The sequence below is a fragment of the Stenotrophomonas sp. 2201_Sma genome (assembly GCF_056486685.1).
On the sequence record NZ_CM151329.1, the window covers coordinates 2,098,903 to 2,112,017 of the forward strand.

General features: G+C 66.5%; 11 protein-coding genes. 7 read left to right on the forward strand and 4 right to left on the reverse strand.

What is annotated here, in order from left to right; all coding sequences use genetic code 11:
• Positions 1-44 precede the first annotated feature (44 nt).
• The 7 genes from ACZLIF_RS09815 to acnB all read left to right on the forward strand — a co-directional run bounded on the left by ACZLIF_RS09815 (position 45) and on the right by acnB (position 7,660).
• A complete protein-coding gene (locus ACZLIF_RS09815) occupies positions 45-1,100 on the forward strand; it encodes an ABC transporter substrate-binding protein (RefSeq protein WP_053519997.1) in 1,056 nt (351 codons plus the stop codon).
• 13 nt (positions 1,101-1,113) lie between these two features.
• The gene (locus ACZLIF_RS09820) at positions 1,114-1,947 is read left to right on the forward strand and encodes an ABC transporter ATP-binding protein (RefSeq protein ID WP_053519989.1); all 834 of its coding nucleotides are present in this window, start codon (positions 1,114-1,116) and stop codon (positions 1,945-1,947) included.
• Positions 1,931-2,713 (forward strand): ABC transporter permease, encoded by a 783-nt coding sequence (locus ACZLIF_RS09825; RefSeq protein ID WP_478462589.1) that lies wholly within the window; start codon positions 1,931-1,933, stop codon positions 2,711-2,713. The genes ACZLIF_RS09820 and ACZLIF_RS09825 overlap by 17 nt, the downstream gene beginning before the upstream one ends.
• Positions 2,714-2,826: 113 nt before the next feature.
• Positions 2,827-4,263: an OprO/OprP family phosphate-selective porin gene (locus tag ACZLIF_RS09830; protein ID WP_128990530.1), complete on the forward strand. Its 1,437-nt coding sequence runs from the start codon at positions 2,827-2,829 to the stop codon at positions 4,261-4,263.
• Positions 4,264-4,387: 124 nt separating this feature from the next.
• Positions 4,388-4,612, forward strand: a complete 225-nt coding sequence (locus tag ACZLIF_RS09835) for an AbrB/MazE/SpoVT family DNA-binding domain-containing protein (protein WP_053519992.1) — start codon at positions 4,388-4,390, stop codon at positions 4,610-4,612.
• A gap of 6 nt (positions 4,613-4,618) precedes the next feature.
• Positions 4,619-5,017, forward strand: coding sequence for a type II toxin-antitoxin system VapC family toxin (locus ACZLIF_RS09840; RefSeq protein ID WP_053519993.1), 399 nt, complete (start codon positions 4,619-4,621; stop codon positions 5,015-5,017).
• Positions 5,018-5,068: 51 nt separating this feature from the next.
• Entirely contained in the window at positions 5,069-7,660 is a 2,592-nt protein-coding gene (acnB, locus tag ACZLIF_RS09845; RefSeq protein ID WP_128990528.1) for a bifunctional aconitate hydratase 2/2-methylisocitrate dehydratase, read from the forward strand.
• A gap of 69 nt (positions 7,661-7,729) precedes the next feature.
• On the opposite strand, the gene ACZLIF_RS09850 is transcribed toward acnB, so the two are convergent.
• The 4 genes from ACZLIF_RS09850 to ACZLIF_RS09865 are packed head-to-tail and all read right to left on the reverse strand — an operon-like array spanning position 7,730 to position 12,555.
• Entirely contained in the window at positions 7,730-8,806 is a 1,077-nt protein-coding gene (locus tag ACZLIF_RS09850) for a protein-glutamate methylesterase/protein-glutamine glutaminase (protein WP_111186102.1), read from the reverse strand.
• Positions 8,803-9,399 carry a chemoreceptor glutamine deamidase CheD gene (cheD, locus tag ACZLIF_RS09855; RefSeq protein ID WP_053519995.1) on the reverse strand — a complete coding sequence of 199 codons (597 nt, stop codon included), beginning with the start codon at positions 9,397-9,399 and terminating at the stop codon, positions 8,803-8,805. The genes ACZLIF_RS09850 and cheD overlap by 4 nt, the downstream gene beginning before the upstream one ends.
• Entirely contained in the window at positions 9,396-10,265 is an 870-nt protein-coding gene (locus ACZLIF_RS09860; protein ID WP_053519996.1) for a CheR family methyltransferase, read from the reverse strand. Before ACZLIF_RS09860 ends, cheD begins: the two co-directional genes overlap by 4 nt.
• Before the next feature lie 34 nt (positions 10,266-10,299).
• Positions 10,300-12,555 carry a methyl-accepting chemotaxis protein gene (locus ACZLIF_RS09865; protein WP_478462592.1) on the reverse strand — a complete coding sequence of 752 codons (2,256 nt, stop codon included), beginning with the start codon at positions 12,553-12,555 and terminating at the stop codon, positions 10,300-10,302.
• Positions 12,556-13,115 lie beyond the last annotated feature (560 nt).

Consider the following 13,115-nt stretch of genomic DNA (forward strand, 5'->3'; position numbering starts at 1 on the left):
GGCCAGGCCACTACAACGCAGATGCTTCACTCCTGGGAGGGATGATGTACAAGCAGTTCTTCATGGCCGCGCTGTGCGCGGCGAGCCTGGCCGTGTCCGGTTGCGGCAAAGACGATGCCAGCGGGGCCTCGGCGCCCGGCGGCGACAATGCGCCGGTGCGGATCAGCGTCGGTTCCTACAACCTCAACAACCTGCCGTTCTTCATCGCCGACGCCAAGGGCTACTTCAAGGACGTCGGCCTGCAGGTGAAGACCGAGAACTTCGCGCAGGGCGGCTCCAAGGTGCTGCAGGCCCTGGTCGCCAACTCGACCGACGTGGCGGTCGGCTTCTACGACCACACCATCCAGATGCAGGCCAAGCACAAGGACGTGGTCGGCTTCGTGCTGCTGTCGCGCAATTCGGGCCTGGTGATGGCCGGCCGCGAGGATGCCAGCTTCGATCCGGCGCGCCCGCAGACCATCAAGGGCCAGAAGATCGGCATTACCGCCCCGGGTTCGTCATCGGACTTCTTCGTGCGCCACTTCCTGGCCCAGCACGACATCCCGGTGGACAGCATCTCGCTGATCGGCGTGGGTTCTGGTGCTGCGGCGGTGGCGGCGCTCGAGCAGGGCAAGATCGACCTGCTGGTCAACTACGATCCGGCCGCGACCCTGATCACCGAGCGCAAGGTCGGCAGGATCATCATTGATGCGCGCAGCGACGAGGGGGCACGCCAGGTGTACGGCGGTCTCTATCCCACCTCGGTGATGTACGCCAACCGCAGCTTCCTGGAAGCACGTCCCGAAGCAGCCGAGAAGATCGCCCGCGCCGAGCAGATGGCATTGAAGTTCATCGCCGACAACAGTGCCGAGGACATCGTCGCTGCGCTGCCGGACAGCTACGTCTCCGGCGACCGCGCCACCTACGCGCGCGCCGTGGAGAACGCCCGCGCCATCTTCACCACCGATGGCCACTTCACGCCCGCGGACCTGGAAACGCCGTTGAAGGTGCTGCGCGAGTTCAACAAGGACGTGGCCAACGCGGACATCGACCTGTCCCGGACCTACACCAATGCCTTCGTCGAGCGCGCCAGCGCCGCGACGCAGGCAACCCAACCGTAAGCGGAGATAACCCATGGCCCTCAATGCCACCGTGCGCCAGTTCAATGGCGCACCGCAGCTGGAGCCCGCACAGACCATGGTCGCCATCAACAAGGTGACCATGTCCTTCGGTGACTTCACCGCCGTGCGCGATGTCGATATCCAGGTCGGTGATGGCGAGTTCCTCGCCATCGTCGGTCCCACCGGGTGCGGCAAGAGCACCATCCTCAATTCCGTGGCGGGCCTGCTCAAGCCCAGCGCCGGTGACGTGAGCATCGACGGACGCGCCGTCAATGGCGTGCAGGCGTCCGTCGGCTACCTGTTCCAGCAGGACGCGCTGCTGCCGTGGAAGACCGCCTTCCAGAACGTGGAACTGGGCCTGAAGTTCCGCGGCGTCGATGAAGCCGAGCGCCGGCAGAAGGTCACCACCTGGTTGGCCAAGGTCGGCCTGACCGGCTTCGAGCACCGCTATCCGCACCAGCTCTCCGGCGGCCAGCGCAAGCGCGTGCAGATGGCACAGGCACTGATCGTGGAGCCCAAGGTGATCCTGATGGACGAGCCGTTCTCGGCATTGGACATCCACACCCGCCATCTGATGCAGAACGAACTGCTACGCCTGTGGCAGGAAGACCGTCGCTCGGTGATCCTGATCACCCACGACCTGGAAGAGGCCATCGCGCTGGGCGACCGCGTGGTGGTGCTGTCCTCGGGTCCGTCAAGCCGCGTGGTGCGCAGCTTCGATGTGGACCTGGAACGCCCCCGCAACGTTGCCGAGATCAAGCTCGACGAACGTTTTACCGACCTGTACCGCGACATCTGGGCCTGCCTGCGCGGCGAAGTGGAGAAGAGCTATGCACGCCAGGACTGACCGTTTCATCCAGATCGCACTGGTCATCGCCGTGTTCGGTGGCTGGGAGGGCGGCATCGCGCTGGGCTGGATCGACCCGTTCTTCTTCCCCGCGCCCACGGCCATCGCCCAGCAGGCGTGGAACTGGTTGTCGGATACCTCGTTCTACCAGCACGTGTACATCACCCTGACCGAAACCGCGCTGGGCTACCTCATCGGTACCGGGCTGGGCGTTGCAGGCGGTGTGTGGCTGGGCCTGAGCCGGCGCTCGGCGCGCATCCTCGATCCCTTCATCAAGGGCTTCAATGCCATCCCGCGCGTGGTGCTGGCGCCGATCTTCGTGCTGTGGCTGGGCCTGGGTCTGTGGTCGAAGGTGGCACTGGCGGTGACGCTGGTGTTCTTCACCACGTTCTTCAATGCCATGCAGGGCGTGCGCGAAGTGAACCCGGTGGTGCTGGCCAATGCCCGCATTCTCGGTGCCAGCCGCAGTGACCTGCTGCGTCACGTGTACTTCCCGGCGGCGGCGAGCTGGATCCTGTCCTCGCTGCGCACCTCGGTGGGCTTTGCCGTGGTCGGCGCGATCATCGGCGAATATCTGGGTGCCTCGGCGGGCCTGGGTTACCTGATCGCGCAGGCAGAAGGCAACTTCAATGCCGTGGGTGTGTTCGCCGGCATCATCATTCTGGCCGCCTTCGTGCTGGTCATCGATGCACTGCTCGACGTGGTCGAGAACAAGCTCATCACCTGGCGTCCAAACGCCCAGGCCCAGGCCCAGGCCACCAGCTGAGCCTGCCTGGCGCGCCGCTGGAATGATCCGGCGGCGCGCCCTTCCGTAATTCCCCCGCATCATCGCAACGGGCCAGCGCCAGGCCAGGGGGCCGGCTGGCTGGAGAGAACACCATGCATAGCCATCCCGTGCTGCCGCGTGCAGCGCTGACGGTCGCCCTTGGCCTGCTGCTGGCCAGCGGCCATGCCGGAGCACAGGCCGCCACAGCCCCACCGGCCCCGCTGAGCCAGGCCGAACTTGCCGCGCTGGTGCAGCAGCAGGCGCAGCAGATCCAGCAACTGCAGTCGCGACTGGATGCGCTGGAAGGCGTCGGTACGACCGCCAGCAACGCAGCGGCTGCCCCTCCTGCGTCTGCCCTGGAAACCCGTGTTGCGGCGCTGGAAACCCAGCAGTCCAAGGCGCCGAAGGTGTCGTGGTCGAAGGGCGCGCCGGAATTCAGCAGCGCTGACGGCAACGTGATCTTCCGCCCGCGCGGTCGTCTGTTCGTGGACGGCTCCAGCACCGACGGCTCGTCCAGCAGCGACCGCAACATCTCCGGTACCGAGATCCGTTCGGTGCGCCTGGGCGCGGAGGGCCGCTACGGCACGCTCGGCTGGGTGGTGGAGGGCGACTTCGCTGACAACGAGGTGGCGTGGAAGTCGGTGTATGCCACTGTGGACCACAGGCTGTTCGGCCTGCCTGCCGACCTCACCGTGGGCAACCGCCTCAACGACCGCGGCATCGATGGCTCCAGCAGCACCTCCAACACGCCGTTCCCGGACCGCAACGTGGTGGGCACGCTGATGCTGCCGCAGCGGGGCCTGTTCGGCGTCGGCCTCACCGAGCGCGTGTACGGAAAGGGCTGGCACGCCAGCCTGTCGGTGGCCGGCAACGACCTCAACAATGCCGGTGACAACAACGACAGCCAGACCTGGGCCACCCGCGTCCACTGGAACCCGATCGACAGCAAGGCCGCGACCGTGCATCTGGGGGCGTGGGCGTTCCACGAAGAGATCGCCGCAGGCTCCTCGGGCGTGCTGCGCAGCTCCGCCATTGCCGGCCACTTCAACGACCTGGTCAAGATCACACCGGGCGCGCTGGTCGGCACCGATCGCAGCACCGCCTACGGTGTGGAGGCGGCGGGCTTCTTTGGCCAGGGCTGGGCCACGGGCGAGTGGGGCACGCGTAACCTGCGCGGCGCCGATGCCAGCGGCCGTTACGACCTCGATCACCAGGCCTGGGCGATTTCCGCCGGCTGGTTCCTTGGCGGGGCCAGCCCGGCGTACTCGGGCAAGACCGGCACCTGGGGCCGGGTCAAGGTGGCCGATCCGGTCACCCGTGGCGGGCGGGGCGCATGGGAGCTGCGTGCGCGCTATGAAGACGTGGACTACTCGGAACTGCCGACCGGCGGCACCGGACATGCGTGGACGGTGGGTGCCAACTGGTATCTCAACGACTACAGCCGGGTGATGCTCGACGTGATCCGCTGGCAGACCGACAACCCCACCGGTGCGGTGCGCGGCAAGGACGAGGGCACGACGGTCAATACCCGGCTGCAGGTTGCGTTCTGAGTGAAGGCATCAAGCTGAACGGACAATGCCGGCCACGTGCCGGCATTGCCGTAAAGGGGGGGGGCGGCTGGCGGTATGACGCCTTGAGTATGTATAATTCGTACATACCGAAGAGGGCCTACCCATGGAAGCCACTGTCGCCGAACGCGGTCAGATCACCCTGCCCAAGGCTGTGCGTGACGCCCTGGGCCTGACCAAGGGCACCCAGCTCAAGGTCGAACTGGACGGCAGCCGCATCATTCTGCGCAAAAGTGTCGACGACGCGATTTCACGGGCGCGTGGCAAGTTCGCGCTGGACGGCTTTGATTCCGCCGACGCCGCCGTACGCGCGGTGCGCGACGAGGACTAAGCCGTGATGATCGCCGTCGATTCCCCTGTGCTGGTCGAACTGCTGAGCAATGGCCCGCAGGCCGACGCCGTCGAGGCCTGCCTGCGGCAGAGCCTGGTCGGCGGCAAGGTGGTGGTGTGCGGGGCGACCCTGGCCGAAGTCTGCGCCAGCCTGCGTGGCGGGGCCGAGGTGCTGGAAGCGCTGGAAGAGATGGGCGTCCACTTCAACGCGCTGGAAGCCAAATCGGCATTGCGCGCCGGCGAGATGCATCGCCGCCACCGCCAGCGTGGTACCCAGCGCCGCAGCCTGGACGACTTCATGGTGGGGGCCCATGCACTGCTGCAGTGCGACGGGCTCATCACCTGGAACGACACGTTTTACCGCGACTACTTCAAGGGCCTGAAGCTGATCGTGCCGCACGCCTGAGCCCGTTGCATTCCTTTCACTGTTCCATAACCGCATTACCCGGGAGTTGTCATGTTGGAAGCCTATCGCCACCACGTAGCCGAGCGCGCCGCGCTTGGCATCCCGCCGCTGCCGCTGACCGCCCAGCAGACGGCAGACGTCATTGAACTGTTGAAGAACCCGCCGGCGGGCGAGGCCGAGTTCCTGCTCGACCTGCTGACCCACCGTGTGCCGGCCGGCGTGGACGACGCCGCCAAGGTCAAGGCCTCGTACCTGGCCGCGATCGCGCTGGGCAGCGAGCAGAATCCGCTGATCAGCCGCGAGCGCGCCACCGAGCTGCTGGGCACCATGCTGGGCGGTTACAACGTGGCCCCGCTGGTGCAGCTGCTGGACGACGCCAGCGTCGGCACCATCGCCGCCGACGGCCTGAAGAACACCCTGCTGGTGTTCGATGCGTTCCACGACGTGCAGGACAAGGCCAAGGCCGGCAATGCCAATGCCCAGGCCGTGCTGCAGAGCTGGGCCGACGCCGAGTGGTTCACCAGCAAGCCGGAAGTGCCGCAGAGCCTGACCATCACCGTGTTAAAGGTGCCGGGCGAAACCAACACTGACGACCTGTCGCCGGCGCCGGACGCCACCACCCGTCCTGACATTCCGATGCACGCCCTGGCGATGCTGAAGAACAAGCGCGATGACGCGCCGTTCACTCCGGAAGAAGACGGCAAGCGCGGTCCGATCCAGCAGATCCTGTCGCTGAAGGACAAGGGTCACCTGGTGGCCTACGTCGGCGACGTGGTCGGCACCGGCTCTTCGCGCAAGTCGGCGACCAACAGCGTGCTGTGGTGGACCGGCGACGACATCCCCTACATCCCCAACAAGCGCGCCGGTGGCGTGTGCCTGGGCGGCAAGATTGCCCCGATCTTCTACAACACCATGGAAGATGCCGGCGCGCTGCCGATCGAGCTGGATGTCTCGAAGATGGAGCACGGCGACGTTGTCGAGCTGCGTCCGTATGACGGCAAGGCACTGAAGAACGGCGAAGTGATCGCCGAGTTCGAAGTGAAGTCCGAAGTGCTGTTCGACGAAGTGCGTGCCGGCGGCCGCATTCCGCTGATCGTCGGCCGTGGCCTGACCGGCAAGGCGCGCGAAGCGCTGGGCCTGGCCCCGACCACCCTGTTCCGCCTGCCGGTGCAGCCGGCCGACACCGGCAAGGGTTTCTCGCTGGCGCAGAAGATGGTCGGCCGCGCCTGTGGTCTGCCGGAAGGCCAGGGCATGCGCCCGGGTACGTACTGCGAACCGAAGATGACCTCGGTGGGCTCGCAGGACACCACCGGTCCGATGACCCGTGACGAGCTGAAGGATCTGGCCTGCCTGGGCTTCTCGGCCGACCTGGTCATGCAGTCGTTCTGCCACACCGCCGCGTATCCGAAGCCGGTGGACGTGAAGACCCACCACACGCTGCCGGAGTTCATCTCCACCCGCGGTGGCATCTCGCTGCGTCCGGGCGACGGCGTGATCCACAGCTGGCTCAACCGCATGCTGCTGCCCGACACCGTCGGCACCGGCGGCGACTCGCACACCCGTTTCCCGGTGGGCATTTCGTTCCCGGCCGGCTCGGGCCTGGTGGCCTTCGCCGCCGCCACCGGCGTGATGCCGCTGGACATGCCGGAATCGGTGCTGGTGCGCTTCAAGGGCCAGATGCAGCCGGGCGTGACCCTGCGTGACCTGGTCAACGCGATTCCACTGTACGCGATCAAGTCGGGCCTGCTGACGGTTGCCAAGGCTGGCAAGAAGAACATCTTCTCCGGCCGCATCCTGGAAATCGAAGGCCTGCCGGAGCTGAAGGTCGAGCAGGCGTTCGAACTCTCCGACGCCTCGGCCGAGCGTTCGGCCGCCGGTTGCTCGGTGCGCCTGAACAAGGAACCGATCATCGAGTACCTGACCAGCAACATCACCCTGCTGAAGTGGATGATTGCCGAGGGTTACCAGGATCCGCGTTCGCTGCAGCGTCGCATCGAGAAGATGGAAGCCTGGCTGGCCAACCCGCAGCTGCTGGAGCCGGACGCCGACGCCGAGTACGCCGCCGTCATCGAGATCGACCTGGCCGACATCCACGAGCCGATCGTGGCCTGCCCGAACGATCCGGACGACGTGAAGACCCTGTCCGAAGTGGCCGGCGCCAAGATCGACGAAGTGTTCATCGGTTCGTGCATGACCAACATCGGCCACTTCCGTGCGGCCGCGAAGCTGCTGGAAGGCAAGCGCGACCTGCCGACCCGTCTGTGGGTGGCCCCGCCGACCAAGATGGATGCTTCGGAGCTGACCAAGGAAGGCGTGTACGGCACCTTCGGTGCGACCGGCGCGCGCATGGAAATGCCGGGCTGCTCGCTGTGCATGGGCAACCAGGCCCAGATCCGCGAAGGCTCCACCGCGATGTCGACCTCGACCCGCAACTTCCCGAACCGTCTGGGCCGCAACACCAACGTGTACCTGGGTTCGGCCGAGCTGGCCGCGATCTGCTCGCGTCTGGGCCGCATCCCGACCAAGGAAGAGTACATGGCCGACGTCGGCGTGATCGCCGCCAGCGGCAGCGAGATCTACCGCTACATGAACTTCGACCAGATCGAGGAATACCAGGACGTGGCCAATACGGTCGCCGCCTGATGCGATGAAACGAAAACCCCCGGCGAAAGCCGGGGGTTTTTTCATGCAGGGCGGAGCGTGCGTTCGTCGCTATTGCCCGCGGGCGAGGGCGAGCAGGCGCTCGGCGATCCGTTCCAGCGGCACCTGTTCCTCGGCCGCGCCGAGCTTGAACGCGGCGCCGGGCATGCCCCAGACCACACTGGTGGCTTCATCCTGCACCAGCGTCGGAGCGCCTGCCTGGCGCATTTCCAGCAGGCCGCGCGCGCCGTCATCGCCCATGCCGGTGAGAATGGCGCCGATGGCATTGCCCCCGGCACTCTGGGCCACCGAACGGAACAGCACATCGACCGCAGGCTTGTGCCGGTTCACGGCTGGGCCGTCATCGACGCGGCAACGCCAGCGCGCACCATCGCGGATGATCCGCAGGTGCCTGCCGCCCGGCGGCAGATAGGCATGGCCGGGCAGCACGGCTTCGCCGTCGCTGGCCTCGCGCACGGCCATCGCCGAATGCCGGTCCAGGCGTTCGGCGAAGGCGCTGCTGAAGCTGGCCGGCAGGTGCTGGGTCATCACCACCGCCGGTGCATCGGCGGGCAGGCCTTCCAGCACCACGCGCAGGGCTTCGGTGCCACCGGCTGACGAACCGATCGCGATCAGGCGGTCGGTGGTGCGGAACTGTGGTGCCACCGGGCGCGATGCCGGTGCCGCATCCAGGGTGAGTTTCGGTGCCGCAGCCCGCAGCAGCGGCCGCACCCGCGAGCGTGCGGCCATCTTCACCTTGCCGATGATTTCTTCGGCATAGCCCTGCAGTCCGCGCGCCACATCGAGCTTCGGCTTGGAAACGAAATCCACGGCACCCAGTGCCAGCGCCTGCAGGGTCGTGTCGGCCCCCCGCTCGGTCAGCGAAGAGATCATCACCACCGGCAAGGGATGCAGGCGCATCAGGTTTTCCAGGAAGGCCAGCCCGTCCATGCGCGGCATCTCCACGTCCAGGGTGATCACGTCCGGGGCGAGGCGCTTGATCTTCTCGCGTGCCAGCAGCGGATCGGCGGCGGTGCCGACCACGTCGATGGCCGGATCGCTGGAGAGGATTTCGGTCAGCATCTGCCGCACGACGGCGGAGTCGTCCACGATCAGGACCCGGCAGGGGGCGTTGCCGGTCAGGGTCATTCGAACAGCTCCACGCCACCGGTGACCGGGGCCCTGGACAGACGGGCACGCACTGCCGATTCGGTGGCGGCCACTTCCGCTTCGTGGGCATGTGGCAGGCGCTGCACGACCACGCGGCCGGTATCGGCAAAGAACCAGATCTTGCGTGGATGGATGCCGCACAGATCTTCGGCGATGATCGGAATGTGCTCGGCCTGCAGGTACTGGCGCACGAACTCGGCGTTGCGGGTGCCCACGGGATTGCTGGTGAAACCCTTGAGCACGTTGGCGCCGCCGAACACCTTGGCTTCCAGGCGCTTGCGGTGCGCACCGCGCTTGAGCATGTCGTTGATGAGAAGCTCCATCGCATAGCTGCCGTAGCGTGCGGGCGCGCCGTCACCGGCATTGCCCTCCGGCAGCAGGAAATGGTTCATGCCGCCTATCTTCAGCACCGGATCGCGCAGACACGCAGCTACGCAGGAGCCCAGCGTGGTGGTCAGCGCAGTGGTGTCGTCGACCACCAGGTACTGGGTCGGCAACAGCTTGGCGGCGAGGGTCTGGAAGCGCGCGTCCTGGTAGCGCATCACCTCGTCGGTGCGCAGCGAGGCGTTCATGCCCCGGCCCCCTGCGCGCGGCGGTACAGGGTGCGGCCACAGGGCTGGATCAGATCGGCCGCGTGCAGGTAGTTCTCCGAGTGGCCGGTGTAGAGCAGTCCGTCATCGGTGAGATGCTGCACCAGCCGGCCAAGGATGGCGCGTTGGGTCGGCTTGTCGAAATAGATCATCACGTTGCGGCAGAACAGCGCATCGAACGGGCCGCCAACGTCGTAGCGCGGGGCAAGAAGATTCAGCGGGCGGAACTCGATCAGTTCGCGCAGTGCGGGCAGCACCCGGCACTGGCCCTCGTTGGGGCCACTGCCACGCTGGAAATACCGTCGGCGGAGCTCCGGATCGAGGCTGGCGACGCGGTCGATGGCGTACACGCCACGGCCTGCGGTGGCCAGGACCTGTGTGTCGACATCGGTGGCGATGATGCGGACCGGCGGCTTCAGGCTGCCGAACGCCTCGCACGCGGTGATCGCCATGGAGTAGGGTTCCTCGCCGGTGGACGCGGCGCAGGACCACAGCAGCAGCGGGGCGTGGCCGGAGCGCTGCCGCAGTTCCTCGCGCAGCTTGTCGAAATGGTGGGGCTCACGGAAAAAGGAGGTGAGGTTGGTGGTCAGGGCGTTGGTGAACGCCTGCCATTCGTCACCGCCCTCCTGTTCCAGATGGTCGAGGTACTGCTGGAAGCTGCGCATGCCGAGTGTGCGCAGGCGACGCGACAGGCGGCCATAGACCATGTCGCGCTTGGCGGGCGCGAGGGCGATGCCCACCCGCTGGTAGATCAGGTCGCAGACACGGCGGAAATCGCGGTCGGCGAACTCGAACTCGCGCGGACCGGTGACGATGGGGCTGGGACTATGCACGGGGGACGTGTCCATCGGCGTGGGCGGTGGCCGCAGCCACCGCGGGTTCTCAGAATTCCTGCCAGTCGCTGGCGACGACGGGGGGAGTGTGGGCGCGGCGGACCGGCGCGGCCGGCGCATGCGCGCGTGCCGTGTTGGCGGTCACCGTTGGTTCCACCCGTGCGGCCACCGCCTTCACTGCGGCGGCCACTTGGTTGTCGAGGCGGAAGATCGCCACGGCATCGGCCAGTTGCGCGGCCTGTTCCTCCATCGCCCGTGCAGCGGCGGTGGCTTCCTCCACCAGCGCGGCGTTCTGCTGGGTGGTCTCGTCCATCTGCACCACGGTCTGGTTGACCTGCTCGATGCCCGCGCTCTGTTCCTGCGAGGCCGCGGAAATCTCGGCCATGATGTCGGTTACGCGCTGCACCGAGGCAACGATCTCGCCCATGGTGGCGCCGGCCTTGTGCACCAGCGCAGAACCATCGGCGACCTTGCCCACCGAGTCGTCGATCAGGCCCTTGATCTCCTTGGCGGCGGCGGCCGAGCGCTGGGCGAGGGTGCGCACTTCGCTGGCGACCACCGCAAAGCCGCGGCCCTGCTCACCGGCACGGGCGGCCTCGACCGCGGCGTTGAGGGCCAGGATGTTGGTCTGGAAGGCGATGCCGTCGATGACGCTGATGATCTCGGCGATCTTCTTCGAGGAGGCTTCGATGGCGGACATGGTGGTGACCACCTGGCCGACCACTTCGCCGCCCTGGGAGGCGACGCCATGGGCACCGATGGCGAGCTGGTTGGCCCGGCGGGCGTGCTCGGCGTTCTGGCGCACGGTGGAGGTCAGTTCCTCCATCGAGGCGGCGGTTTCTTCCAGGTTGGCGGCCTGCTGTTCGGTACGGCGCGACAGGTCGTTGTTGCCCGAGGCGATTTCGCCGGCGGCCAGGGTGATGCTGGAGGCGCTGGCCTGGATCTGGCCAACGATGCGGGTCAGCTGGGTGACGGTGGCATTGGCATCGTCACGCATCCGTGCGAACACGCCCTGGTAGTCGCCCTGCATGCGGGCGGTCAGGTCGCCTTCGGCGATGGCTGACAGCAGCTGTGACAGCTTGCCGAGGTTCTCATCGCTGACTGCCATCATCGCGTTGAGGTTTTCCAGCATGGTGCGGAAATCGTGATCGAAGCGCTGTGCGTCGCCGCGACGGCTGAAGTCACCGGCAGCGGCGGCGCCGGCCAGCTGCTTGATCTCGGCATTGATGCGGCCGAGGTTGTCCTTGACGGTATCAACGGCATGGGTCATTGCCGCCTTCTCGCCCGGGTAGCGGGCGATATCACGGCTCAGATCGCCGATGGCGTATTGCTGGACGACATCGAGCACATCATGAAGGGTCTGCACGTGGCCGCCGACCAGCGCATTGGTCTCCTGCACCATCAGCCCATACTCGCCGGGGAATGCGCTGGCATCGATGCGGTAGCTGAGTTCACCGGCGTCGTGGCGACGTGCCATCTCGCGTTGGCCGCCGATCACGGCGTGCAGCTGCCGCTGCATGGCGGACATCGCATCCAGCAGGCGGCCGGGCTCGTCATGCGGCTGCGGGCCGATATGGCTGTCCAGTCTGCCAGCGGCGATGCCTTCGGCCACGGCCGTAGCCTGCTTCAACGGTACCGCGATGCGGTTGCCGATCAGCCAGCTCAAGGCCAGCACGATCAGAACCACCACGCCACCGGAGATCGCCATGATCGTGGTGAACACCAGGGCCTGCTTCTGCACGTCGTCCGTGTAGACGCCACTGCTGATGACCCAGTTCCACGGCGCGAACAGCCCGGCATAGGCGATCTTGCCGACGGTGCCTTCGCTGCCGGGCTTGGCCCAGCGGTAGTCGACGAAGCCGCCCCCGGCCTTGGCTGCCTCGACCTGCTGGTAATAGATGCGCACCCCTTCATCGGTGCGGAAATCCTTCATGTCCTTGCCGACCAGGTCCTTGCGGAACGGGTGCATGAGTACCCGGTAGCCGGTGTCGTAGACGTTGTAGTAGTAGGTGTCGTTCTCGGCACGCATCCTCTCCAGCGCCTGCAGTGCGGCGGCCTTGGCTGCCTCTTCGCTGAGTTCGCCGGTACCGGCCAGGCGGTGGTAGTGCTGGACAATGCCGTAACTCAGTTCGACCTGGGTCTTCAGCGAGGTCTTGCGCGTTTCAGTCAGGTCGAGGTACTGCATGCGGGCGGCGATCACCGACAGCGCGACCACGCCCAGCGCGATGAGCAGCGTGAGCAGATTGAGCTTGCGCCGGACGGAGAGATTGCTGAAGTAGTGTTGCCAGCGATGCATGAGGTTCATCGAGCAGGACCAGTTTGAAGCAGGCGGGCGGCGCCGAGCCGGCCACGGCGGAATACACCATGACACCCCCGTTATCGGCCGCGGGCGCGCGGGATTGAGGTGGAGTGCCGGAACGCATTCAGGTTTCCTTGCAGCGGCGGCTGTGGCGCTGCCTGTGGCAGGCTTTTGAAGCGACGGCAACGGCAACGGCAACGGCAACGGCAGGTCATGGCGATGGGGTGTCATGGATTGGCCGGGTCGGGGTGGGCAGGCAGGACACGCCGTGAACCCATCCATGGGGGCTCGATGGCGCCATCCATGGCGCCAACGGTCCTGCCTGCCCACCCCGACCCGGCCCGCCAGGGCTTCACTTCGACGGACGGCGAAGGCGTTGGGTTTCCAAGTGGAAAGAGGGGTCAGATCTGTTTTCCCGCGGAACACGGATCTGACCCCGGAAGCGATCCATGGCGCCAACGGTCCTGCCTGCCCACCCCGACCCGGCCCGCCAGGGCTTCACTTCGGCGGCCGGCAAAGGCGTTGGGTTTCCAAGTGGAAAGAGGGGTCAGATCCGTTTTCCTGCG